The sequence below is a fragment of the Frateuria sp. genome (assembly GCF_035943815.1).
Classification (GTDB): domain Bacteria; phylum Pseudomonadota; class Gammaproteobacteria; order Xanthomonadales; family Rhodanobacteraceae; genus Frateuria_A.
The window spans coordinates 137,914-161,342 of sequence record NZ_DASZBU010000019.1 but is presented as its reverse complement, the minus strand read 5'-3'; the positions used below and the strand labels follow the sequence as shown (position 1 = coordinate 161,342).

Genomic DNA, 23,429 nt, shown 5'->3' with positions numbered 1-23,429 from the left:
GGCGCAGCCTCCCGCGGAGCGCTAGAAATCCTCGCCGTCGACGATCTCCAGGCCGGCATCCAGGCGGCGGGCCTCGGTCTCGGCGACCGCGCGCACAGCGTCGGCGCGCATGTCGTCGGGCGCGTCGACTTCGACCATGAACACGCGGCCCTCGTTGTCGTCGACGAGCTGGGCGGAGCTGGAGTCGTCGCGCACGCCCAGCATGAGGTCTTCGATTTCCTCGACGTGCTCGATGCCGTCGATACCGTGCAGCACGGAAATGATGGAGTCGGCGGTCTCGCGGTTGCCGATCAGGCGAAGGCGGATCATGGACATGGCGGGCTCCGGCGGGGACGTCCGGAAAATGCTGGGGCCGGCCATGTGTGCACTCGGTGATCGGGCGCGGCCTGTCCTTGGGGCTGGCGGGCCGCGAGGGCTTACCATGGCCTTTTGCGGATGCACGCCATGCCCAAGTCCTACGACCGCGCCTATTTCGACAAGTGGTACCGCGACCCGCGTCATGCCGTGGCCTCCCCGACGGAACTCAAGCGCAAGGTCGCGCTGGCGGTGGCGCAGGCGGAGTACTACCTGGGCCGGCCGCTGCGCAACGTGTTGGACGTCGGCTGCGGCGAGGCGCCCTGGCGCGCGCCGCTGCGCGCCTTGCGACCGGGCGTGGCTTACCGCGGCCTGGATGCGAGCCCCTACGTCGTCGCCCGCTACGGACGCAGCCGCAACATCGGGCTGGCGCGCTTCGGGCAGCTCGAGCAACTGCGCTTCGACACGCGCTTCGACCTGATCGTCTGCACCGACGTACTGCATTACCTCAAGCCGGCGGAAATCCGCGCGGGCCTGGCGGGCATCGGCGAAATGCTGGAAGGCGTGGCCTTCCTCGAGGCGTTCACCAGTCACGACGATGTGGTGGGCGACCGCGAAGGGTTTTTCTCGCGCCCGCCTTCTTGGTACCTTCGCCAGTTCGCGCAGGCTGGCCTGCTTCCCTGCGGCTCGCACGGCTACCTGGGGCCACGGCTGGAGCGGCACGTCGCCGCCCTGGAGCGCGCGCAGATCGCGGGCTAGGCATTCACGGCGCCGATGGAGGCAGCCCGGATAATCGTCGCCTGCCCGCTGTCGCTGCGGGCCGATCGTTCCTTCAAGAGGTGGACATGACGACAGGCGGGGAAAGCACCTACGGCCGGATGATGCAGGCGCTGGATACGTTTGCGATGGCCTTCCTCGATCCGGAAGGGCGGATCAGCAGCTGGAACGCGGGCGCCGTACGCATCTTCGGCTACACCGCCGACGAGATCGTCGGCCGACCGTTCGAAACGCTCCGCATGCCCGAGCACCGCGCCGCCGGGCGCGCGGCGCAGGCTCTGGACGCCGCGAGGCAGCAGGGGAGCGAGGAGGAAACCGGCTGGCTCCTGGGCAAGCAGGACCGGCGAGTGTGGGCGCGGACCATCCTGGAAGCCGTGCGTGACGACACCGGCCAGCAGATCGGCTATGCCTACGTGGCCCGCGATATTCCCTGGCCGAGCCAGGACGAGATGCGCGGCAGCAACGAAAAGCAATTCAGCCTGTTGTTGCAGGGCGTGCGCGACTACGCGATCTACATGCTCGATCCGCAGGGCCATGTGGCGAGTTGGAACGCCGGTGCCGAGCGCATCAAGGGCTACCGCGAGAACGAAGTGCTGGGCAGGCACTTCAGCCAATTCTATTCGGAAGAGGATGCGGACGCGGGCAAGCCGGCCATCAACCTGGAGATCGCGCGCAAGGAGGGCATGTACGAGGGCGAGGGCTGGCGCGTGCGCAAGGACGGCTCGCGCTTCTGGGCCCACGTGGTGATCGACCGGCTCACCGACGAGCATGGCCGGATCGTCGGCTTCGCCAAGATCACCCGCGACGTGACCGACAAGAAGCGCGCCGAGCACGAGTTGGCGGTGGCGCGCGAGGCCCTGTTCCAGGCCCAGAAGACCGAGGCGATCGGCCAGCTCACCGGCGGCGTGGCGCACGACTTCAACAACCTGCTGATGGCCGTGATGGGCAACCTGGAGCTGCTGGGCAAGTGGCTGCCGGATGCGCCGCGGCCGCAGTCGCTGCTGGACAACGCCATGGCCGGCGCGCAGCGCGGCGTGGCGCTGACCCGGCGCATGCTGGCCTTCGCCCGCCGGCAGGAACTCTATCCACGGCCGGTGGACGTGCCGTTGCTGGTGCATGGCATGGCCGACCTGCTCAGGCGTTCGCTGGGCCCGGAGGTGAGAGTGGGCACTCGCTTCCCGCTGCAACTGCCGCACGTGCTGATCGATCCCAACCAGCTGGAGCTGGCCCTGCTCAACCTGGCGGTCAACGGCCGCGACGCGATGCCCCAGGGCGGCCGGCTGGAGATCGGTGCGCAGGCCGAGCACGTCCCCGCGGGGCATGCCACCGCGCTGGCGCCGGGCGAGTACGTCTGCCTGTGGATCGCCGACGAAGGCCACGGCATGGACGAGGAAACCATCAAGCGCGCGACCGAGCCGTTCTTCACCACCAAGGGCGTGGGCAAGGGCACCGGCTTGGGCCTGTCGATGGCCTATGGCCTGGCCGAACAGTCCGGCGGGCGCCTGCTGCTCCACAGCCAGTCGGGCAAGGGCACCACGGTGGAGATCTGGTTGCCGGTCGCTCCCGCTCCGGCGGTAGCTGCCACCGCGCCGCCGGCCGTGCCCGAAAAGGACGGTCTGAAGATCGACCTGCACATGGGCGCACCGCTGTCCGTGCTGGTGGTCGACGACGACGAGCTCGTGCTGATGAGCACGGTGGCCATGGCCGAGGACCTGGGCTGCCGGGTGCACGGCGTGACCTCGGCCGAGGAAGCGCTGACTTACGTCGAGAGCGGCAGCGAGATCGACGTGGTGGTCACCGACCAGGCTATGCCTGGCATGACCGGCGCGCGCCTGGCGCGGCTGCTGCGCGAGCGCCGCCCGACTCTGCCTATCGTGCTGGCGTCCGGTTATGCCGAGTTGCCCGGCGTGCCCGTGCCGGGACTGGTGCGGCTGGGCAAGCCTTTCACCAGGCGCGAGCTTCGGCGGTCCATCGACGAGTCGCTGGCGCGCGAGGGCGTGACCGACGACAACCGCTGAGCCGGCCCCGGCGGCCCTCTTCACCTGCCATCGGGAGGGCTGCCGCGGGCGCCATGCGCGTGCATGGGTGCGACACATCCGCAGAGTTACAGTGCCGCCCGTCCAGGATCGAGGGACGTTGCATGCAGCACCCCGCGGACTTCCCCCTGCCGGCCTCGGCAAGGGCGCCCTCCAACAGCCAGGCGCGGCTGGAGTTGGCCACGCGCGCGGCCAGGCTCGGCATCTGGGACTGGAACCTGCTGGATGGCACCTTCGTCTACTCGGACCGCGCCCGCGAGATCTGCGGCCTGCCGCCAGGCGAAGAGCCGCTGCGGCTGGAACAGGTGCAGGCCTGCACCCACCCGGACGACCTGCCGCGCACCCGCGCCATGCTCCAGCGCGCGCTCGACCCGGCGATCCGCGAGAACGTGCCCTACGAATACCGCGTGGTGCACGCCGATGGCACGGTGCGCTGGGTGCTGGCGCACGGCGCGGTGGAGTTCGCGCCCGTCGATGGCGCCGAGCGCGCGGTTCGCTACACCGGCACGTTGCAGGACATCACCGAACAGCGCCAGTTGCGCGAGGCGCTGGAATCGAGCCGCGCGCGGCTGCAACTGGCGCTCGATGCCGGGCGGATGGCGGTATGGGAAGCGGACCTGCGCAATGACGTGATACACGGCTCGGCCCAGTTCAACCGCCTGCTGGGCTTTCCCGAGGACGCCAGTCCGACCATGGAGCAGATCCGCGCCGGCTACCCGCCCGGCGAGCGGGAGCGCGTGGAGCAGGAGGGCCGGGCAGCGCTCGCCCGGGGCGAGCTTTTTTTCGAGACCGAGTACCGCTACTGCTGGCCTAGCGGTGAGCTGCGTTGGCTGCTGCTGCGCGCGCAGACCCTGTTCGAGGACGGCCAGCCCTCGCGCGCCGTCGGCGTGCTGATGGACGTCACCGCGCGCCACCGCGTCGAAGAGAAGCTGCGCACCAGCGAGGCCCGGCTGAAACTGGCCCAGCGGGTGGGCGACATCGGCGTGTGGGAGTGGGAGCTGTCTTCGGGCAACGCCCGCTGGTCACCCGAGATGTACATGCTGTTCGGCGTCGATCCGCAGGCCGGAATCAGTCCAGAGCAAGTTTGGCGGGAAGGGGTCCTGGCGAAGGATCGTGCCGCCGTCGACGAAGCAGTGCGCCGCAGCACCGAGGGCGGCCGGCCGCTGGACATCGAGTTCCGCATCCGGGTCCATGGCGAAACGCGCTGGCTGCGCTCCAAGGGCACGCCGGTCACCACGCCCGACGGCCGCGTCCGCATGATCGGCGTCAACCAGGACGTGACCCGCGCGCACCGCCAGAAGCTCGCGCTGGAGGACCGCAACCGCGCGCTGCAGGAACAGGCCGTACAGATCGGGCGCGAGCGCGAGCGGCTGTTCGAACTGAGCCGCGACATGTTCGGCGTGCTCGGCTTCGACGGCAGTTTCAGGGCCGCCAACCCGGCGTGGTCGCGCATCCTGGGCCACGACGAGGCCAGCCTGTTCGCACGCCCGTTCCTGGAGTGGATCCATCCCGAAGACCGCATGGCCGCCGCCGCGGTCATGGACGGGCTCGAACGCGGCGAGCCGGTGCCGCCGTTCGAAAGCCGCATGCAGACCAGCCACGGCGGCTGGCGCTGGATCGCCTGGACCGCCGTCGCCGAGGACGAGCTGGTCTACCTCGTCGGCCGCGATGCCACCCACGAGAAGCTTGCCGCACAGGAACTGGAGGCGGCCAATCGGCAACTGCGCCAGCAGATCGAGGGCCGCGAGCGGGTGGAGGCCACGCTGCGCCAGATGCAGCGGCTGGAGGCGGTTGGCCAGCTCACCTCGGGCGTGGCGCACGACTTCAACAACCTGCTGACCATCGTGCTGGGCAACATCGACCTGCTCGAGATGGTCGTGCAGGAGCCGAAGGTGCGCCGTCGGCTGGAACTGATGCGCCAGGCCGCCCTGCGGGGCGCCACGCTGACCTCGCAGCTGCTTGCCTTCTCGCGCCGCCAGCGCCTGGAGCCGAAGGCGCTCGACCTCAACGGCACCGTGCATGGCATGAGCGAACTGCTCAAGAGCACGATGGGCGGCAGCGTCGAGGTGACCACGCGGCTGCAGCCGGGACTGTGGAGCGCGCTGGTGGATCCCACCCAGATCGAGCTGGTGATCCTCAACCTGGCGATCAACGCGCGCGACGCCATGCCAGTCGGCGGCAGCCTCACCATCGAGACCGCCAACGCCAGTCTGGCCGAGGAGCCGCAGCAGCCGGGCGAGCCGGGGCCGGGCGATTACGTGGTCATCGCGGTGGCCGATACCGGCACCGGCATGACCGACGAGGTGCGCGCGCGGGTGTTCGAGCCCTTCTTCACCACCAAGGACGTCGGCAAGGGATCGGGGCTGGGACTGGCGCAGGTGCTCGGCTTCGTGCAGCAGTCCGGAGGCGGCGTGCGCGTCCAGAGCGCGCCCGGCGCCGGCACCACGGTGCGCGTCTACCTGCCGCGCGCCCGCGCCTTGGCCGTAGCGGAGGACGCCGCGCCGGCGACCCGGCACCGGGCCCCGACGCATCGCGGGCGCCGGCTCGCGCTACTGGTGGACGATGACGTCGCCGTGCGCGACGTAACCGCCGCGCGGCTGCGTCGCCTGGGCTTCGACGTGCTCGAGGCCGGTTCCGGCGGCGCCGCTCTGGACCTGCTCGACCGGGCGCCGCAGGTCGACTTGCTGGTGGCGGACTTCGCCATGCCGGGCATGAACGGTGCCGAGGTCGCGCGCCAGGCGCGCTCGCGCCGGCCGGAACTCCCCGTGCTGTTCGTCACCGGCTACGCCGACCAGGCCGCGCTGGCCGTCGTGGGCGACGAGCGCGTGGTGCAGAAGCCCTTCCGCGACGACGAACTCGAACGCATGGTGCTGGCCGCCGCCGGCGGATGAGCCGCGTCGTGCGGCCTTGGTGGGAAAACGGGCGGCCTCATGCTTACCATGCAGGGGTTGTCCCCCACCGAGGTATCCCGTGAACCGACCGCTCGCTGCCGCCATCGCCGCGGCCCTGCTTGTTCCCGTCCTGGCCGCCGCCGTCGAGCGGCCGACGTTCGATCCGCACCGGCTATCGCAGGAGGTCAAGACGCTCTCCTCCGATGCCTTCGAGGGGCGCGGGCCGGCCACGCCAGGCGAGACCAGGACGGTCGACTACGTGATCGCGCAGTTCAAGGCCGCTGGCCTCGAGCCCGGCGGCGCCGTCGTCGACGGCAAGCGCACCTGGACGCAGCCGGTGCCGCTGGGCCGTTTCGAGATCGTCGGCACGCCCAGCTTCTCGCTGACCGAGCAGGGCAAGAGCCTGCCGCTGACCCAGGGCGAGCAGATCGCCGTGCGCGCGGCGATGGACGGCAGTCGCAGGGTCGACATCCAGAACGCGCCGCTGGTGTTCGTCGGCTACGGTGTCGAGGCGCCCGAGCGCCACTGGGACGACTTCAAGGGTGTGGACCTGAAGGGCAAGATCGGCGTGGTGCTGGTCAACGATCCCGATTTCGAGACCGGCCATGGCGACTTCGGCGGCAAGGCGATGACCTACTACGGCCGCTGGACCTACAAGTACGAGGAAGCCGCGCGCCAGGGCGCGCTGGGCATGCTGGTGGTGCACGAGACCGCGCCGGCCTCCTACGGCTGGGCCACGGTGAAGAATTCCAACACCAACGTGCAGTTCGACATCGTGCGCGACAAGCCCGCCGCCTCGCACCCGACGCTGGAAGGCTGGATCCAGCGCGACCTCGCCGTGCAGATGTTCAAGGCCGCCGGGCTGGATTTCGACACGCTCAAGAAGCAGGCGCAGACGCGCGCGTTCAAGCCGGTCGAACTGAAGGGCGTGACCTTCTCGGCCAAATACGACATCGACTCCAAGGTGATCACCTCGCAGAACGTGGTCGGCCGCGTCGAAGGCAGCAAACGCCCGGACGAGACGGTGATCTACAGCGCGCACTGGGACCACCTCGGCGTCGGCGCGCCCGACGCCAAGGGCGACCGCATCTACAACGGTGCGGTCGACAACGCCACCGGCACCGCCGCGCTGATCGAGCTGGGCCGCGCCTTCGCGCACGCGTCCCGGCCGGAGCGCACGGTGGTGTTCCTCAACGTCACGGCCGAGGAGAAGGGCCTGCTCGGCTCGGAGTACTACGCCACGCATTCGCTTTATCCAATCGGGAAGACGGTGGCCGACATCAACCTCGACGCGCTCGACCCCAACGGCCCGGCGCGCAACTTCACCATTTCCGGCAACGCCAGGCTCGGCCTGCTCGACCGCCTGATCGCGCTGGCCAAGACCTACGGCATGAGCTACGCGCCCGATCCGCATCCGGAGGCGGGCAGCTTCTTCCGCTCGGACCATTTCTCCTTCGCCAAGCAGGGCGTGCCGGCGATCTCCTACGAGTCGGGCGATGACCTGGTCAAGGGCGGCAAAGCGGCCGGCGAGGCCGCGGCCAGGGAATACACCCGCGACCACTACCACCAGCCCTCCGACGAATGGCAGGCCAGCTGGACCTTCGCCGGCATGACGCACGACCTGGCGATGCTCTACCAGCTGGGCGACGAGCTGGCCAACTCCGGCGCGTGGCCGGAATGGTCGAAGGATTCGGAGTTCCGAGCGGTGCGCGAGAAGACGGCCGACCAGCGCAAGTAACGCGGGATCGCCGCAAGGCCGCCTTCCCCCGCCAAGCGGGGGAAGGATCGGGTTCAGGCCGCCACGGCCGCCGGCGCCGAGGTGCGGATCAGGTGGTCGAAGGCCGCCAGCGCGGCGGTCGAGCCGGCACCCATGGCGATGACGATCTGCTTGTACGGCACCGTGGTCGCGTCACCGGCGGCGAACACGCCCGGCAGCGAGGTCTGTCCGCGGTCGTCGATCACGATCTCGCCGCGCGGGGTCAGCTCCAGCGTGCCCTTGAGCCATTCGGTGTTCGGCAACAGGCCGATCTGCACGAAGATGCCTTCCAGCTCCAGCGTGCGCATCTGGCCGCTCACGCGGTCCTTGTAAACCAGCGCGGTCACCCGCTTGCCATCGCCCAGCACCTCGGTGGTCTGGCCGCTGACGACGATGTCCACGTTCGGCATGCTGCGCAGCTTGCGCTGCAGGACGTCGTCCGCGCGAAGCTTGCTGTCGAACTCGATCAAGGTGACGTGGCTGGCCAGGCCGGCCAGGTCGATCGCCGCCTCCACGCCGGAGTTGCCGCCACCGACCACCGCCACGCGCCTGCCCCTGAACAGCGGGCCGTCGCAGTGCGGGCAATAGGCCACGCCCTTGTTGCGGTACTCGTCCTCGCCGGGCACGCCCATCTGGCGCCAGCGCGCGCCGGTGGAGAGCACCACGGTCCTGGACCTCAGCGTTGCACCATTGGCCAGCTGCACCTGGATCAGGCCGTCGGTTTCGTCGCTGGCCGGGATCAGCGCCTGCGCGCGCTGCAGGTTCATCACGTCGACGTCGTAGTCGTGCACGTGCTGCTCCAGCGCGGTGCCGAGCTTGGGACCCTCGGTGTAGGAAACGGAAATGAAGTTCTCGATGCCCATGGTGTCGAGCACCTGGCCGCCGAAGCGCTCCGCTGCCAGGCCCGTGCGGATACCCTTGCGTGCGCCGTACACCGCCGCCGCGGCGCCGGCCGGGCCGCCGCCCACCACCAGCAGGTCGAAGGCCTCCTTGGTCCTGATTTTCTCGGCTTCCCGCTCGCTCGAGCCGGTGTCGAGCTTGGCCACGATCTGTTCCAGGCTCATGCGGCCCTGGTCGAAGAGTTCGCCATTGAGGAACACGGTGGGCACGGACATCACCTGGCGGGCCTCGACCTCGTCCTGGTACAGCGCGCCGTCGATGGCCACGTGCTGGATGCGCGGGTTGAGCACGCTCATCAGGTTGAGCGCCTGCACTACGTCGGGACAGTTCTGGCAGGAGAGCGAGAAATAGGTCTCGAAGCGGTAGTCGCCGTCGAGATTGCGCACCTGCTCGATGGTCTGGGCCGCGGCCTTGGACGGATGCCCGCCGACCTGCAGCAGCGCCAGCACCAGCGAGGTGAACTCGTGGCCCAGCGGGATGCCGGCGAAGCGCACGCTCACGTCGGAACCGATGCGGTTGATCGCGAACGTGGGCTTGCGCGCCTCGTCGTCGCGCCGTACCAGGCTGATCTTGTCCGACAGCGAGGCGATTTCGGACAGCAGTTCGTTCAATTCGGCCGACTTGGCGCCGTCGTCGAGCGAGGCGGCCAGTTCGATCGGCTGGACGAGCTTTTCGAGGTAGGCCTGGAGTTGGGTCTTGAGGTTGGTGTCCAGCATGGCGGGGCTCCAGACGTCGAATGGGATGAAAGCGGGCGCTTGCAGGAGCGGCCTCGAGTCACGGGCGGGGAGGGGGAGGCGCCGGGACAGGCACCATGCGGCCCAGGCCGCTGCTGCAAGCACCCGGTCGGGTGCCGCCTGGGGAGTCCGGGCGCGGACGCCCGGACTCCGGTCGTGCGGTCGACCAGGATGTGCCGGTCGATCGACTTGATCAGATCAGGCCGATCAGATCTTGCCGACCAGGTCCAGCGACGGCGCCAGGGTCTTCTCGCCTTCCTTCCACTTGGCCGGGCAGACCTCGTTCGGATGGGCGGCGACATACTGCGCGGCCTTGACCTTGCGCAGCAGCTCCGAGGCGTCGCGGCCGATGCCGCCGGCATTGAGCTCGACGATCTGGATCTTGCCCGACGGGTCGATCACGAAGGTGCCGCGGTCGGCGATGCCGGCGGATTCGATCAGCACGTCGAAGTTGCGCGAGATCGCGTGGGTCGGATCGCCGATCATGGTGTACTGGATCTTCTTCACCGCGTCGGACGTGTCGTGCCATGCCTTGTGCGAGAAGTGGGTGTCGGTGGACACCGAATAGACTTCCACGCCCAGCTTCTGGAACTCGGCGTAATGGTCGGCCAGGTCTTCCAGCTCGGTCGGGCAGACGAAGGTGAAGTCGGCCGGGTAAAAGAACACGATGGACCACTTGCCCTTCAGGTCGGCATCGGTCACCTCGATGAACTTGCCGTTCTTGAAGGCCTGCGCCTTGAAGGGTTTGACTTCGGTGTTGATCAAGGACATCGCTGTCTCCTCGTTTGGGTTGGTTGACCAGGCAAGGGTAGGGCACCCGGACCGATCGATCCAATTGATTGTCGGGATCGTAGTGATTGACGTAGGCTATCGGCGACACGGCCAGGCGCCAGCGTGCCGTGGTGGCGGGCAGCGTCACGGGGGCCACGATATCGCCGGCGGCGTTGCGTTCGCGGCAACGAGCCGCCGCCGCTTCGCCGGTTCCCCTGCCTGGGCGTGGACGAGCCCGGCCTGCCACTAGGCTAAAATGCGCCTTTTCCCCACGGAGGCGACATGGCAAGCCAAGCATCCCCCGGCGCACGTTTCCGCGCCGCCCTCGCCGCCGAGCAGCCGCTGCAGGTGATGGGCGCGATCACCGCCTACGCCGGCCTGATGGCCAAGCGCGTCGGCTACAAAGCGCTCTACCTCTCCGGCGGCGGTGTGGCGGCCAACTCGCTGGGCATGCCGGACCTGGGCATCAGCACGATGGAAGACGTGCTCACCGACGCGCGCCGCATCGTGGATGCCACGCAGCTCCCGTTGCTGGTGGACATCGATACCGGCTGGGGCGGCGCCTTCAACATCGCGCGCACCATCAAGAGCTTCGAGCGCATCGGCGTAGCCGCCGTGCACATGGAAGACCAGGTCGGCCAGAAGCGCTGCGGCCATCGGCCGGGCAAGGAAGTGGTGCAGAAGGCTGAGATGGTCGACCGCGTCAAGGCGGCGGTCGACGCGCGCACCGACCCGGGCTTCGTGATCATGGCGCGCACCGACGCAGCCGCGGTGGAAGGCATCGACTCGGCGATCGAACGCGCCTGCGCCTACGTCGAGGCCGGCGCCGACATGATCTTTCCAGAGGCGATGAAGACGCTGGAGGACTACCGCCGCTTCAAGGCGGCGGTGAAGGTGCCGATTCTGGCCAACCTCACCGAATTCGGCTCCACGCCGTTCTTCACCACCGCGGAGCTGGGCTCGGCTGGCGTGGACATCGCGCTGTACTGCTGCGGCGCCTATCGCGCCATGAACAAGGCGGCGCTCAACTTCTACGAGACCGTGCGTCGCGAAGGCACGCAGAAGGGCATCATCGATACCTTGCAGACGCGCGAGGAGCTGTACGACTTTCTCGGCTACCACGCCTACGAGGACAAGCTCGACGCGCTGTTCGCCGACGGCAAGGGCTGACCGGCCATTCACCCGCAGGCCGTCAGCCGGCCTGCAGCCATTCGCGTGGGCGGGCTGCAGGCTCCGCCCGCATCCGCAAGTCTTAAGGAGATTCCCGATGAGCGAGCAAACCCTCCCCAAGCCGAAGAAATCCGTGGCGCTGTCCGGCGTGCCGGCCGGCAACACCGCGCTGTGCACGGTCGGCCGCAGCGGCAACGACCTGCACTATCGCGGCTACGACATCCATGACCTGGCCGCCAAGGGCTGTTTCGAGGAAGTGGCCTACCTGCTGGTGTACGGCAGGTTGCCCAACTGGACCGAGCTGCAGAACTACAAGGCCAGATTGAAGCGCCTGCGCGGCCTGCCGGCGCCGGTCAAGGGTGCGCTGGAACTGCTGCCTGCCGCGACGCACCCGATGGACGTGCTGCGTACCGGCTGCTCGGTGCTGGGCACCGTGTTGCCGGAGAAGGAGGATCACAACCTCACCGGCGCACGCGACATCGCCGACCGCCTGATGGCGAGCTTCGGCTCGATGCTGCTGTACTGGTACCACTTCAGCCACAACGGCAAGCGCGTGGAGACGCAGACCGACGACGACTCGATCGCCGCGCACTTCCTGCACGTGCTGCACGGCAAGACGCCGAGCGAACTGCACGCGCAGGCGCTGGACAAGTCGCTGATCCTCTATGCCGAGCACGAGTTCAACGCGTCCACCTTCACTGCGCGCGTGATCGCCGGCACGGGCTCGGACATGTACTCGGCCATCACCGGCGCGATCGGCGCGCTGCGCGGTCCGAAGCATGGCGGCGCCAACGAGGTGGCGATGGAGATCATTGCCCGCTACCGCAGCGCGGCCGATGCCGAGGCGGACATCCGCGCGCGGGTGGAGAGAAAGGAAATCATCATCGGCTTCGGCCACCCGGTGTACACGGTGTCCGATCCGCGCAACGAGATCATCAAGGAGATCTCGCGCAAGCTCTGCACCGAAGGCGGCAACCCGACCCTGTTCGAGGTATCCGAGCGCATCGAGAAGCTGATGTGGGAACTGAAGAAGATGTTCCCCAACCTCGACTGGTACTCGGCCAGCGCCTACCACATGATGGGCGTGCCCACGGCGATGTTCACGCCGCTGTTCGTGATCGCGCGCACCTCCGGCTGGAGCGCGCATGTGATCGAGCAGCGCCAGGACGGCAAGATCATCCGCCCGAGCGCCAACTACACAGGTCCGGAAGACCAGAGCTACGTGCCGATCGAGAAGCGCTGAGCCGCACGCCGCGCTGGAACGAAAGAGGGGCCGCGAGGCTCCCTCTTTCGTTCCGCTGCGCGCGCGGCTGGACGAAGCAGCGGACGATCGGCCTTGGTGAAGCAGCGCTTCCAGCGCTCGCTTCGTCCGCCTATCCGCGCGCGCGCGCTTTGCGGCTCCGTGCCAGCCAGCTGCCACCGCAGATGGCCACGATCAGCAGCGCGTCCAGCCCGTAGCCGAGGGCAGGCCGCGCATCGAACCAGCCGCTGAGCAGGTGGTCGTGGGCGATCATGCGGCCTGCGGTCCACGCGATCGCTGCCGCGCCCAGGTAGACGATCACTGGAAAGCGCTCGATCAGCTTGAGGATGAGCGTCGAGCCCCACACCACCAGCGGAACGCTGATCAGCAGGCCCAGCACGACCAGGCCCAGGTGGCCCTTGGACGCGCCGGCGATGGCCAGCACGTTGTCCAGGCCCATCAGCGCGTCGGCCACCATGATGGTGCGCAGCGCTGCCCAGAAGCTGTCGGCCGGGTCGACGGCATGTCCGGAGTCGCCCTCGGGCTTGAGCAGCTTCCAGGCGATCGGCAGCAGCAGCAGGCCGCCCGCCAGCATCAGGCCCGGCAGCTTGAGCAGATAGACCACGATCGCGGTGAGCGCCACCCGCACGGCAACCGCGCCGAAGGTGCCCCAGAACACCGCCTTGCGCTGCAGCGAGCGGGGCAGGTTGCGCGCGGCAAGCGCGATCACGATCGCATTGTCGCCGGCGAGGACGAGGTCGAGCAGGACGATGGCCGCGAGGCCGGAAAGGAAGTCGGTGCCGCTGAGGTCCATGGGGGTTCCGTCGCGCGTGACTCATGGCGATGGCGGCGGACACGCGCAAGGGTCCGTCGCCACCGCAAAAGTCTCGTTCGCGAATGTTCGCCGTGGTGACCGGGGCGGAAGGGCGGCCCGTGATGACGATCACCGCACGAAGCGCGCGCAAGCGCGGCTTCGGAACTACTCCCCTTTGGGTGTGCGGGAATTGTCGGGGCGATGCCGATAGCGGTCAAGCGCAAGACTTTGCCTGCCAGGGCTTCGGGCGCGCCTCCCCCCTCCCGTCCCGTTCGTGGAGGGAAGATGGAGCAGTCGCGCGGAGGGCGGATACAATCGCGGTTTTTCCTCCCGCGAGAAGCCTCCATGAGTGCGCACGACATCCGTTCCGCCGTCCGTCCCGATCCCGACCAGCCGATGGTCGACATCGCCAACTACGTGGCCGACCACCGGATCGAGTCGAAGGAGGCCTACGACACCGCGCGCTACATGCTGCTTGATTCGCTAGGCACGGCAATGCTGGCGATGAAGTTTCCCGAGTGCGTCAAGCATCTCGGCCCGCTGGTGCCGGGCGCGAACCTGCCTGGCGGCACCCGCGTGCCGGGCACCAGCCACGAGCTCGATCCGGTGCAGGGCGCCTTCGCCATCGGCACGCAGATCCGCTGGCTGGACTTCAACGACACCTGGCTGGCCGCCGAGTGGGGCCACCCGTCGGACAACCTGGGCGCGATCCTCGCGGTGGCCGACTACCTCAGCCGCAAGGCCGAACGCGAAGGCGGCCAGCCGTTCACCGTGCGCGACGTGCTCGGCTATGCCATCAAGGCGCACGAGATCCAGGGCTGCTACGCGTTGAAGAACAGCTTCAACCGCGTCGGCCAGGACCACGTGATCCTGGTGCGCCTGGCTTCCACCGCGGTCGCCACCGCCATGCTCGGCGGCAGCAAGGAACAGATCACCACCGCCGTGTCGCACAGCTGGATCGACAACGGCGCACTGCGCACCTACCGCCATGCGCCCAACACCGGGCCGCGCAAGAGCTGGGCCGCCGGCGACGCCTGCCGCCGCGCGGTGACCCATGCGATCAACGCGGTCTACCGCGGCGTGGTGGGCTACCCGTCGGCGCTGACCGCCAAGACCTGGGGCTACTACGACGTCGCCTTCAAGGGCAACGCGTTCGAATTCGAGCGGCCCTTCGGCAGCTACGTGATGGAGAACGTGCTGTTCAAGATCAGCTTCCCCGCCGAGTTCCACGCGCAGACCGCGGTGGAGTGCGCCATGCAACTGCACGCGCAGGTGGCCGGCAAGCTCGACCAGGTCGAGAAGATCGTGATCGAGACGCAGGAGGCGGGCGTGCGCATCATCGACAAGACCGGCCCGCTGGCCAACTACGCCGACCGCGATCATTGCATCCAGTACATGGTCGCCGTGCCGCTGATCTTCGGCCGCCTGACCGCGGAGGACTACAACGACGACGTCGCCGCCGATCCGCGCATCGATGCGCTGCGCGAGAAGATGGAAGTACGTGAGAACCCGCAGTTCACCAAGGATTATTTCGACCCGGACAAGCGCTACATCGGCAATTCGTTGCAGGTGTTCTTCAAGGATGGTTCTTCCACCGAAAAGGTCTCGATCGATTACCCGATCGGTCACCGCAAGCGCCGCGCCGAAGGCATCCCGGTGCTGCTGAAGAAATTCGAGGCGGCGCTGCGAGGCCATCTACCGGCGCACCGGGTCAAGGCGATATTGGAAGCGACGGCCGATCCTGCCACTTTGGATGCCATGCCCATCCAGCGCTTCCTGGGCTTATTCACGCTTTAAATACGAATAGGCACCGGCCACCGCCTGCAATGCAGCCAGGCTGGTGTTTGCAATTCTCAGCGAAAACCCGGCTTCCACGCCGGGTTTTCTCGTTTTCACGCTGTTTCCACGCCGTTCGGGCGGCAATGGGAGTCAGGGCTTTGCTGAACAAGGCCTCACCAGGGAACCCGGACACTCGTGAACGACTTAACGGTTTTGCTACAATCCTGCCGCTTGCCCGTAGGGACGAAAGCGAGGGGGCGGCTCAAGCTTCCGAAAGTCAAAGTGAGTTTGACGCGCGGTCCGTGCGAGGTGAAACGGCTGCGAACACCAATAAATGAAGGAGACACCTGATGAAACGTAAGGGCTTGTATTTTCTTATTGCCTTGGCCCTGGGCGGCGTAGGTGCCGTTCACGCGCAGGACAACACTGCTGCTGCTCCCGCCAGCGACACTGCCGCCACCACCAGCACCGGCAATTATGACGGCCGCTGGTACATCGCTCCGACCATCGGCGGCTACTACAACGATACCGATCGCAACACCAACAGCCGCCAGTTCTACTATGGCCTGGGTGTCGGCCGTTTCATCGCTCCTAATGCTTCGATCGACCTGTTCGTCGATCGCACCAAGCGTACCCGCGACACCGCGGTGGGCGGTGGCAAGTGGTCCAACAACAATGTCGGCGTGGCCGCACGTTTCTATGCGGGTGAATGGAATGCCTGGCGTCCGTACCTGCTCGCCGGCCTGATGGGCAGCCATCACCAGAACCTGGGCGATCACGGCTGGGCGCCGGCGGCCGAGCTGGGCGGCGGCGTGTCCAAGACCATCACCGACAGCTCCGACGTACGCGTCGAAGCCGGTTACCGCTACGACTGGGACAACAAGAGCCAGCCGGCCAAGAGCGGTTACGGCGACTGGTTCCTTGGCTTCAGCATCGTCTCGCGCTTCGGCGAGCCGGCTGCTGCCCCGCAGCCTGCCGCGGCGCCGCCGCCGGCGCCCGCCAACGACTGCTCCACCAAGGACAGCGACCACGACGGCGTCAACGACTGCGAGGACAAGTGCCCGAACACCCCGGCCGGCACCATCGTCGGTCCGGACGGCTGCCCGCAGAAGGTCGTGATCGACCTGCGTGGCGTGAACTTCAAGTTCGACTATCCGAAGAAGGGGCACGTGGCTGCGAGCGAGATCGGCAAGGCCCTTGCCGAGCCGAGCTCCGATTCGATCGCCATCCTCGACCAGGCCGTCGACACCCTGCAGCGTTACCCGCAGGTGCACGTGACCGTCGCCGGCTACACCGACTCGGTAGGCACCGACGCCTACAACCAGTCGCTGTCCGAGCGTCGCGCGAAGATCGTGTACGACTACCTGACCTCGCACGGCATCGACGCCAGCCGCCTGGAAGGCCCGATCGGCCACGGCAAGGCCGACCCGATCGACAGCAACGACACCGACTCGGGCCGCGCGCGCAACCGCCGCACGGAGCTGCAGGTCCAGCAGTAACCGGACCGGCACCAGCAACACGGAAAAGCCCGGCTCCGGCCGGGCTTTTTCTTTGTCGGCATCCAGGCGACCGGCAAGCGGTGCATCAGTGGTAAACGCTTGCCGCAGTTCGGCTGCGGCCGATACGCTTGCCCGATGCCTACGCCGCCCCGCCCCCCATCCGCTCCCGCACGTGGCGCAGCACGCCACGGCCTGGCGCGCGTGCTGTCCAAGCGGGGCGTGTGCTCGCGCAGCCAGGCCGAGCAGTGGATCCGGGCAGGCCGCGTGGCCCTGGATGGGCGTGTGATGCGCAATCCCGAATACCCGGTCGCGCAAGGGCAGGGCGGGATCACCGTCGACGGCCAGCCGGTCGGCGACACCGCGCCGGTGTACCTGATGTTCAACAAGCCCCGTGGCCTGGTGGTCAGCGCGGCCGACGAGCGTGGCCGCGCCACCGTCTATGACGCCCTCGCCGAGGCGGGATTGCCGTGGCTGGGGCCGGTCGGGCGGCTGGACAAGGCCAGCGAAGGGCTGCTGCTGCTAAGCAATGACACGGTATGGGCGGCGTGCATCACCGATCCGGCCACGCATCGCGAGAAGACCTACCACGTGCAGGTGGATTGCGTGCCGGACGCGCGGCTGTTGGCCGGGCTCGGCGACGGCGTGTCAGATCAGGGCGAATGGCTGGCCGCACGTCGGGTAGCGCTGCTGCGCGCCGGCGAGAAGAACGCCTGGCTGGAGATCGTGCTGGACGAGGGGCGCAACCGGCATATCCGGCGCCTGCTCGCTGCGCACGGCATCGGCGTATTGAGGCTGGTGCGCGTAGCCATCGGCGGACTGCGCCTTGGCGACCTCGCCAAGGGCCGATGGCGCCACCTCGCCGCGGACGAGGTCGAGGCGTTGCGCGCTGCGCCCTGATCCCGCAGGATCGGCCCCCTCCCGGAGCGGAAGGGGGCCGTGAATTCAGATCACGCCCAGCTTCTTGCCGATCTTGGTGAACGCTGCGATCGCCCGGTCCAGATGCTCGCGGGTATGCGCCGCGCTCATCTGCGTGCGGATGCGCGCCTGACCCTGCGGCACCACCGGATAGAAGAAGCCGGTGACGTAGATGCCTTCCTCCAGCAGCGCGGTGGCCATCGCTTGCGCCTTGGGCGCGTCGTAGATCATCACCGGCACGATCGGGTGCACGCCCGGCTTGATGTCGAAGCCGGCGGCGGTCATCCGTTCGCGGAAGTAGGCGGTGTTCTCCTGCACGCGGGTGCGCAGTTCGCCGGCGGAGACCAGCATGTCGAACACCTTGATCGCTGCGGCCACCACGTGTGGCGGCAGCGAGTTGGAGAAAAGATACGGCCGCGAGCGCTGGCGCAGCAGCTCGATCACCTCCGCGGGCCCCGTGGTGAAGCCGCCCAGCGCACCGCCGAGCGCCTTGCCCAGCGTGCCGGTGAAAATGTCGACCTTGTCCATCACCCCGTGCACCTCGGCCGAGCCGCGACCGGTGGCGCCCAGGAAGCCGGTGGCGTGGCATTCGTCGATGTGCACCATGGCGCCGTACTTCTCGGCCAGCGCGGTGATCTTGTCCAGTGGCGCGATGAAGCCGTCCATCGAGAACGAGCCGTCGGAGGTGATCAGCTTGGTGCGCGCACCGGCGGCGTCGGCAGCCTGCAGCTGCTTCTCCAGGTCGGCCATGTCGCAGTTGGCGTAGCGGAAGCGCTTGGCCTTGCACAGACGGATGCCGTCGATGATCGAGGCGTGGTTGAGCGCGTCGGAGATGATCGCGTCCTCCTCGCCCAGCAGCGGTTCGTACAGGCCGCCGTTGGCATCGAAGCAGGCGGCGTAGAGGATGGTGTCCTCGGTGCCGAAGAACTCGGCGATCTTCGCCTCCAACTGCTTGTGCAGGTCCTGCGTACCGCAGATGAAGCGCACCGAGGCCATGCCGAAGCCGTGCGTGTCCAGCGCCTCCTTGGCGGCCGCGATCACGTCCGGGTGGTCGGCCAGGCCCAGGTAATTGTTGGCGCAGAAGTTGAGCACCTTGCGGCCGTCCGCCAGCTCGATTTCCGAGGACTGCGGCGAAACGATGATGCGCTCGCCCTTGAACAGTCCCTGGTCGCGGATGGCGTCCAGTTCGGTGGCGTAACGGTCGCGGGCGGTGTAGGTCACGGTGGTCTCCAACTTGAGGGCAGCGACAGAGCCGCGGCGTTCCGCTTTCGCGGGAATGCCGTCCGGCTAAAGGACAAGGCGGGCGGGGTAGTTAGCCCGGCTCAGGTCCAGGAACACACCACCTTGCCGCACTGTCCGGCATCCATCAGGTCGAAGCCCTTCTGGAAGTCGTCGATGGCGATCTGGTGGGTCAGCACCTTTTGCAGCGGGAAGCCCGTCAGCACCATCTGGGTCATCTTGTACCAGGTCTCGTACATGCGCCGGCCATAGATGCCCTGCAGGGTGAGGCCCTTGAAGATCACCTTGTCCCAATCGATGCCCGCGCCACGCGGCATGATGCCGAGCATGGCCACCTTGCCACCGTGGTACATCACTTCGAGCATGTCGTTGAAGGCGCGCGGGTTGCCGCTCATCTCCAGGCCCACGTCGAAGCCTTCCATGTGCAGGTCCTTGACCACGTCCTTGAGCGACTGGTTGGACACGTTCACCACGCGGGTGGCACCCATGTCGGCGGCGAGCTTGAGGCGGTAGTCGTTGACGTCGGTGACCACCACGTTGCGCGCGCCCACGTGTTTGGCGATGCCCGCTGCGATGACGCCGATCGGGCCGGCGCCGGTGATCAGCACGTCCTCGCCGATCAGATCGAACTCCAGCGCGCAGTGCGCCGCGTTGCCGTAAGGATCGAAGAACGCGGCCAGCTCGCTGGGGATCTGGTCCGGGATCGGCCACAGATTGGATGCCGGCACCGCTACGTACTCGGCGAATGCGCCGTTGCGGTTGACGCCGATCCCCACGGTGTTGGGGCACAGATGCTGGCGCCCGGCGCGGCAGTTGCGGCAATGCCCGCAGACGATATGGCCCTCTGCGGAAACGCGGTCGCCGACCTTATAGCCGGTGACGGCGGTGCCCAGTTCGGCGATGCGGCCGACGAACTCGTGACCGATGGTCAGGCCAGGCTTGATCGTGCGCTGGGACCATTCGTCCCACTTGTAGATGTGCAGATCGGTGCCGCAGATGGCGGTCTTCTCCACCTTGATCAGCACCTCGTTGGGGCCTATCTGCGGGACCGCTACCTCTTCCATCCAGATGCCCTGCTCGGGCTTGCGCTTGACCAGGGCCTTCATCGTCTGCTGCATGGGTTATCCATCGGCCAGGGGCCGGATGCGGTAGGGGAAACGGCAATTATATGCCGGTGCATCCGGCGGCGGCTCAAATGCGACGCCGCGAGTCATGGTTCCAGGGCCGCGAGCGTTCGCCGGGCACAAAAAAGCCGCCCCCCGAGGCGCGGCTTGGTTGGTTGCGCCTGGCCTCAGGCCAGCGCGTGGTAAACGATGGAGAAGACCAGGCTGATCGCGATGCACACCGCCAGCCAGAAGCCAAAATTGTTCTTGTCCCAGAGGCGCTTGCCGCCGGGCTGCGGCGCTTCCTGCGCGGAATCGATGGGAAGCGGTTGCGACGCCGGTCGGGTACGTGACGTGGGCTGAGTGGCTTGCGGTCGCAGGCTGACGACGGCCCCTGGCCCACCTTCATGGTCGTGTTCGGCGTCGATAGGGTGCGCCATTGCGTGAATTCTATGTGGTCGCTGTATGCCGATGGTGCGCCAGCGGCAGCGCGCAGGCAAGCCGCCGCCGGGGCAGTGGGCGAAGTACCCCCGGGAACGTGACCGGGGTCACCCGGTTCGAACCGCCCGCCACAGCCGCGTCGCGCTGGAGCGCGCGCCCGTGCCGCCTACAATGGACCGATGCCTGCCGATGCGCGCCCCCTAGCCGTGTTCCTGATGGGCCCGACGGCGTCGGGCAAGACCGCGCTGGCCTGCGCTTTGCGCGAGCGCTTCGCGCTGGAGTTGGTAAGCGTGGACTCCGCGCTGGTCTACCGCGGACTGGACATCGGCGCGGCCAAGCCGGATGCACAAACGCGGGCACGGCATCCGCACGCGCTGCTGGACCTGCGTGATCCGTCCGAACCCTACTCGGCTGCCGATTTCCGGGCCGATGCGCTCGAGGCGATGGGGCGCATCCGGTCGCAAGGCCGTGTGCCGCTGCTGGTCGGCGGCACCGGGCTGTATTTCCGCGCGCTGCAGCGCGGCCTCTCGGCGCTGCCCGATGCCGCGCCGGCCATCCGCGCCAGGCTGGCCGACGAAGCATCCGCCCGCGGCTGGCCGGCCTTGCATGCCCGGCTGGCGGGGCTCGATCCGGCTGCCGCTGCCCGCATCGGGGCCAACGATGCCCAGCGCCTTCAGCGCGCCCTCGAGGTGATCGAACTGACCGGCCGGCCGTTGTCGGAGCAGCAGACCGGCGGCACCGGCGGCCCGTTCCCGTGGCGCGTGCTCAAGCTCGCGCTGGTGCCGACCGAGCGACAGGAACTGCATGCGCGCATCGCGCGGCGCTTCGATGCCATGCTGGCCGCCGGGTTCCTGGACGAAGTGCGTGCGTTGCGCGGGCGCGGCGACCTCCATCCGGACCTGCCGGCCCTGCGCGCCGTCGGCTACCGCCAGGCCTGGGAGCATCTGGAGGCTGCCACCGGCACGTCGGCGTTCCGCGACAAGAGCATCTTCGCCACCCGCCAGTTGGCCAAGCGGCAAATCACCTGGCTGCGTTCGGAGATGGACGCGCGCGTGCTGGACCCGGAGCTTCCTGATCTGGTCGAGCGCGCGAGCGATGCCCTGGAACTTTTTCTGTAGAGCCCGCCAACTGCGATGTACGTCCCGGCGCCTGGCTTCCGCCCGCCATTTAAAAGCGGTTAATATCCCGTCGACTTGGGCCGGTCGCCGCTAGCGCGTCTTTTCTCCGGCCCGCGATGGTTCGCGAGGGGGTAAAACAACATGTCCAAAGGGCAGTCTTTGCAGGATCCGTTTCTCAATGCGCTTCGCCGCGAGCGCGTTCCGGTCGCCATCTACCTGGTGAACGGCATCAAGCTGCAGGGCACGATCGAATCGTTCGACCAGTTCGTGGTGCTGCTGCGCAACCAGGTGAGCCAGATGGTCTACAAACACGCCATCTCCACCGTGGTGCCCAGCCGCAACGTGCGCATGGGCAACGGCCATGACGCGCACGCCGACGCGCATGCTGAACAGGCCGAGGGCGACGACTGAAGGTGTATGCATGCCGCGTCGCCGGCGGGCTGCCTCGCCCGCCAGCGGCCCGTCACGCCGTCCTGGGCGCATGCCTTGCGCATACGGTGATCGGCATACAATGTCGCCTCTTTGCCGCGGGCATGGCGCCGGCGGCCTGAATCGTTTCCGCCAGGCCATTCCTACCTAGTGTTCGATAGACAAAAGAAGGGCGAGCGCGCCGTACTGGTCCTGCCGCACAGCCGGGGCGACGGCGACACGGTTCGCCGTGCGCAGGAGTTCGCCGAGCTGGTGCGCTCCGCCGGCGCCGAAGTGCTCGCCAGCGTGAGCGCGCGGATGGAAGACCCCAATCCCCGCTACTACATCGGCACCGGCAAGGCGGAGGAAGTGGCGGAGGCGGTGCGCGCCACCGAGGCGGACGTGGTGCTGGTCGACCATCTGCTGACTCCGGTGCAGGAGCGCAACCTGGAGAAGCTGTTGGCCGTGCGGGTGGTCGACCGTGCCGGACTGATCCTGGACATCTTCGCCCAACGCGCCCGCTCGCACGAAGGCAAGCTGGAAGTGGAGCTGGCCCAGCTCAAGCATCTGGCTACCCGCCTGGTGCGCGGCTGGACCCACCTGGAGCGCCAGCGCGGCGGCGCCATCGGCCTGCGCGGCCCGGGCGAGACCCAGCTGGAAACCGACCGCCGCCTGCTGGGCGAGCGCGTGAAGATGCTCACCAAACGGCTGGAGAAGGTGCAGACCCAGCGCACCCAGCAGCGTCGCGCGCGCCTGCGCAACACGGTGCCGCGCGTTGCGCTGGTGGGCTACACCAATGCCGGCAAGTCCACGTTGTTCAATGCGCTGACCGAAGGCGAGGTGTTCGCCGCCAACCTGCTGTTCGCCACGCTCGATCCGACCGTGCGCAAGATCGAGGACCTGTCCTGCGGTCCGGCCGTGCTGGCCGATACCGTGGGCTTCATCCGCGAGCTGCCGCACGACCTGGTTGCGGCCTTCCGCGCGACCCTGGCCGAGGCGCGCGATGCCGATCTGCTGCTGCACGTCAGCGATGCCGCCGACGAGGAGCGCGAGCGCCTGCATCGCGTGGTCGACAGCGTGCTTGACGAGATCGGCGCCGGCGGGGTGCCGCAGCTGCACGTGATGAACAAGATCGACCTGGCCGGCGCGGTCCCGAAGATCGTGCGCGACGGAGAGGGTCGGCCGGCGCAGGTCTGGCTCAGTGCGGCCACCGGCGAAGGCTTGGATCTGCTGCGCCAGGCGCTGGGCGAGCTGCTTGGCGGCGAGCGCGTGCGCACCGAGCTGCAGTTGCCGCTGTCGGCCGGACGCCTGCACGCACGCCTGCGTGCTGCCGGTGCGATTGCCAGGGAATCGGTCGACGAACATGGCTGGCACCTGCAGATCGACGCACCACGCAGCGTGATCGCCCCGCTGGGCGGCGGCAGCCCGCAGGAAGCGGCGTTGTTGCGCGGATTGCTGGGCTCGCCGGACTCGCCCTAGCGAAACGGGGCTCCGCTCCGTGTGTCGGCACGTCTGCGCGCGCTCCGATGGCGAGATCCATGTCG

Annotated in this window: 19 protein-coding genes; 12 read left to right on the top strand and 7 right to left on the bottom strand. The window is 68.0% G+C overall.

All coding sequences use genetic code 11. The features are described from left to right. Nucleotides 1–21: 21 nt before the first annotated feature. Nucleotides 22–315, bottom strand: coding sequence for a hypothetical protein (locus tag VGU65_RS14495; RefSeq protein ID WP_327476871.1), 294 nt, complete (start codon nucleotides 313–315; stop codon nucleotides 22–24). Nucleotides 316–444: 129 nt separating this feature from the next. Between VGU65_RS14495 and VGU65_RS14490 the strand changes: the two genes are divergently transcribed. The 4 genes from VGU65_RS14490 to VGU65_RS14475 all read left to right on the top strand — a co-directional run bounded on the left by VGU65_RS14490 (nucleotide 445) and on the right by VGU65_RS14475 (nucleotide 7,736). Next, nucleotides 445–1,053: a class I SAM-dependent DNA methyltransferase gene (locus VGU65_RS14490; RefSeq protein ID WP_327476870.1), complete on the top strand. Its 609-nt coding sequence runs from the start codon at nucleotides 445–447 to the stop codon at nucleotides 1,051–1,053. An 86-nt stretch (nucleotides 1,054–1,139) separates the two neighbouring features. Further along, complete coding sequence (locus VGU65_RS14485; RefSeq protein ID WP_327476869.1) at nucleotides 1,140–3,089, top strand: hybrid sensor histidine kinase/response regulator; 1,950 nt, start codon at nucleotides 1,140–1,142, stop codon at nucleotides 3,087–3,089. Nucleotides 3,090–3,211: 122 nt separating this feature from the next. Beyond that, the gene (locus tag VGU65_RS14480) at nucleotides 3,212–5,998 is read left to right on the top strand and encodes a PAS domain-containing hybrid sensor histidine kinase/response regulator (RefSeq protein ID WP_327476867.1); all 2,787 of its coding nucleotides are present in this window, start codon (nucleotides 3,212–3,214) and stop codon (nucleotides 5,996–5,998) included. Nucleotides 5,999–6,077: 79 nt separating this feature from the next. Continuing rightward, on the top strand, nucleotides 6,078–7,736 hold the full coding sequence (locus VGU65_RS14475) for a M28 family metallopeptidase (RefSeq protein ID WP_414655830.1): 1,659 nt from the start codon (nucleotides 6,078–6,080) through the stop codon (nucleotides 7,734–7,736). 53 nt (nucleotides 7,737–7,789) lie between these two features. Here VGU65_RS14475 and ahpF read toward each other — a convergent pair whose 3' ends face one another. After that, the gene (gene ahpF, locus VGU65_RS14470; RefSeq protein ID WP_327476866.1) at nucleotides 7,790–9,370 is read right to left on the bottom strand and encodes an alkyl hydroperoxide reductase subunit F; all 1,581 of its coding nucleotides are present in this window, start codon (nucleotides 9,368–9,370) and stop codon (nucleotides 7,790–7,792) included. A 225-nt stretch (nucleotides 9,371–9,595) separates the two neighbouring features. Next, on the bottom strand, nucleotides 9,596–10,159 hold the full coding sequence (ahpC, locus tag VGU65_RS14465; RefSeq protein WP_327476864.1) for an alkyl hydroperoxide reductase subunit C: 564 nt from the start codon (nucleotides 10,157–10,159) through the stop codon (nucleotides 9,596–9,598). A gap of 282 nt (nucleotides 10,160–10,441) precedes the next feature. Between ahpC and prpB the strand changes: the two genes are divergently transcribed. Next, on the top strand, nucleotides 10,442–11,329 hold the full coding sequence (gene prpB / locus VGU65_RS14460) for a methylisocitrate lyase (protein WP_327476862.1): 888 nt from the start codon (nucleotides 10,442–10,444) through the stop codon (nucleotides 11,327–11,329). Nucleotides 11,330–11,426: 97 nt separating this feature from the next. Beyond that, the gene (gene prpC, locus VGU65_RS14455; RefSeq protein ID WP_327476860.1) at nucleotides 11,427–12,572 is read left to right on the top strand and encodes a bifunctional 2-methylcitrate synthase/citrate synthase; all 1,146 of its coding nucleotides are present in this window, start codon (nucleotides 11,427–11,429) and stop codon (nucleotides 12,570–12,572) included. A 130-nt stretch (nucleotides 12,573–12,702) separates the two neighbouring features. Here the strand turns inward: prpC and VGU65_RS14450 are convergent, their stop codons facing one another. Continuing rightward, the gene (locus tag VGU65_RS14450) at nucleotides 12,703–13,383 is read right to left on the bottom strand and encodes a TerC family protein (RefSeq protein ID WP_327476859.1); all 681 of its coding nucleotides are present in this window, start codon (nucleotides 13,381–13,383) and stop codon (nucleotides 12,703–12,705) included. Nucleotides 13,384–13,728: 345 nt separating this feature from the next. Here VGU65_RS14450 and VGU65_RS14445 point away from each other — a divergent pair, with 345 nt between their 5' ends. From VGU65_RS14445 to VGU65_RS14435, 3 genes are all read left to right on the top strand, one after another. After that, a complete protein-coding gene (locus VGU65_RS14445) occupies nucleotides 13,729–15,180 on the top strand; it encodes a bifunctional 2-methylcitrate dehydratase/aconitate hydratase (protein WP_327476857.1) in 1,452 nt (483 codons plus the stop codon). 332 nt (nucleotides 15,181–15,512) lie between these two features. Next, nucleotides 15,513–16,661, top strand: a complete 1,149-nt coding sequence (locus VGU65_RS14440; protein WP_327476855.1) for an OmpA family protein — start codon at nucleotides 15,513–15,515, stop codon at nucleotides 16,659–16,661. 135 nt (nucleotides 16,662–16,796) lie between these two features. Next, complete coding sequence (locus VGU65_RS14435; RefSeq protein ID WP_327476853.1) at nucleotides 16,797–17,558, top strand: pseudouridine synthase; 762 nt, start codon at nucleotides 16,797–16,799, stop codon at nucleotides 17,556–17,558. A 45-nt stretch (nucleotides 17,559–17,603) separates the two neighbouring features. Here the strand turns inward: VGU65_RS14435 and kbl are convergent, their stop codons facing one another. The 3 genes from kbl to VGU65_RS14420 form a co-directional block, all read right to left on the bottom strand. Next, a complete protein-coding gene (gene kbl / locus VGU65_RS14430) occupies nucleotides 17,604–18,797 on the bottom strand; it encodes a glycine C-acetyltransferase (protein ID WP_327476851.1) in 1,194 nt (397 codons plus the stop codon). Nucleotides 18,798–18,898: 101 nt separating this feature from the next. After that, a complete protein-coding gene (tdh, locus tag VGU65_RS14425; RefSeq protein ID WP_327476849.1) occupies nucleotides 18,899–19,933 on the bottom strand; it encodes an L-threonine 3-dehydrogenase, zinc-binding type in 1,035 nt (344 codons plus the stop codon). Nucleotides 19,934–20,106: 173 nt separating this feature from the next. Further along, on the bottom strand, nucleotides 20,107–20,358 hold the full coding sequence (locus VGU65_RS14420; protein WP_327476847.1) for a hypothetical protein: 252 nt from the start codon (nucleotides 20,356–20,358) through the stop codon (nucleotides 20,107–20,109). Between the two features lie 180 nt (nucleotides 20,359–20,538). Here VGU65_RS14420 and miaA point away from each other — a divergent pair, with 180 nt between their 5' ends. The 3 genes from miaA (at nucleotide 20,539) to hflX (ending at nucleotide 23,364) form a co-directional block, all read left to right on the top strand. Continuing rightward, nucleotides 20,539–21,477, top strand: coding sequence for a tRNA (adenosine(37)-N6)-dimethylallyltransferase MiaA (gene miaA / locus VGU65_RS14415; RefSeq protein WP_327476845.1), 939 nt, complete (start codon nucleotides 20,539–20,541; stop codon nucleotides 21,475–21,477). A gap of 141 nt (nucleotides 21,478–21,618) precedes the next feature. Continuing rightward, the gene (gene hfq, locus VGU65_RS14410) at nucleotides 21,619–21,888 is read left to right on the top strand and encodes an RNA chaperone Hfq (protein WP_327476843.1); all 270 of its coding nucleotides are present in this window, start codon (nucleotides 21,619–21,621) and stop codon (nucleotides 21,886–21,888) included. 168 nt (nucleotides 21,889–22,056) lie between these two features. Beyond that, nucleotides 22,057–23,364 carry a ribosome rescue GTPase HflX gene (gene hflX, locus VGU65_RS14405; protein WP_327476841.1) on the top strand — a complete coding sequence of 436 codons (1,308 nt, stop codon included), beginning with the start codon at nucleotides 22,057–22,059 and terminating at the stop codon, nucleotides 23,362–23,364. Nucleotides 23,365–23,429 lie beyond the last annotated feature (65 nt).

What these genes read in the sequence shown, in the direction of transcription:
- VGU65_RS14495 (WP_327476871.1), bottom strand. Translation starts at nt 315, where the DNA reads ATGTCCATGATCCGCCTTCGCCTGATCGGCAACCGCGAGACCGCCGAC.
- VGU65_RS14490 (WP_327476870.1), top strand. Translation starts at nt 445, where the DNA reads ATGCCCAAGTCCTACGACCGCGCCTATTTCGACAAGTGGTACCGCGAC.
- VGU65_RS14485 (WP_327476869.1), top strand. Translation starts at nt 1,140, where the DNA reads ATGACGACAGGCGGGGAAAGCACCTACGGCCGGATGATGCAGGCGCTG.
- VGU65_RS14480 (WP_327476867.1), top strand. Translation starts at nt 3,212, where the DNA reads ATGCAGCACCCCGCGGACTTCCCCCTGCCGGCCTCGGCAAGGGCGCCC.
- ahpF (WP_327476866.1), bottom strand. Translation starts at nt 9,370, where the DNA reads ATGCTGGACACCAACCTCAAGACCCAACTCCAGGCCTACCTCGAAAAG.
- ahpC (WP_327476864.1), bottom strand. Translation starts at nt 10,159, where the DNA reads ATGTCCTTGATCAACACCGAAGTCAAACCCTTCAAGGCGCAGGCCTTC.
- prpB (WP_327476862.1), top strand. Translation starts at nt 10,442, where the DNA reads ATGGCAAGCCAAGCATCCCCCGGCGCACGTTTCCGCGCCGCCCTCGCC.
- prpC (WP_327476860.1), top strand. Translation starts at nt 11,427, where the DNA reads ATGAGCGAGCAAACCCTCCCCAAGCCGAAGAAATCCGTGGCGCTGTCC.
- VGU65_RS14450 (WP_327476859.1), bottom strand. Translation starts at nt 13,383, where the DNA reads ATGGACCTCAGCGGCACCGACTTCCTTTCCGGCCTCGCGGCCATCGTC.
- VGU65_RS14445 (WP_327476857.1), top strand. Translation starts at nt 13,729, where the DNA reads ATGAGTGCGCACGACATCCGTTCCGCCGTCCGTCCCGATCCCGACCAG.
- VGU65_RS14440 (WP_327476855.1), top strand. Translation starts at nt 15,513, where the DNA reads ATGAAACGTAAGGGCTTGTATTTTCTTATTGCCTTGGCCCTGGGCGGC.
- VGU65_RS14435 (WP_327476853.1), top strand. Translation starts at nt 16,797, where the DNA reads ATGCCTACGCCGCCCCGCCCCCCATCCGCTCCCGCACGTGGCGCAGCA.
- tdh (WP_327476849.1), bottom strand. Translation starts at nt 19,933, where the DNA reads ATGCAGCAGACGATGAAGGCCCTGGTCAAGCGCAAGCCCGAGCAGGGC.
- VGU65_RS14420 (WP_327476847.1), bottom strand. Translation starts at nt 20,358, where the DNA reads ATGGCGCACCCTATCGACGCCGAACACGACCATGAAGGTGGGCCAGGG.
- miaA (WP_327476845.1), top strand. Translation starts at nt 20,539, where the DNA reads ATGCCTGCCGATGCGCGCCCCCTAGCCGTGTTCCTGATGGGCCCGACG.
- hfq (WP_327476843.1), top strand. Translation starts at nt 21,619, where the DNA reads ATGTCCAAAGGGCAGTCTTTGCAGGATCCGTTTCTCAATGCGCTTCGC.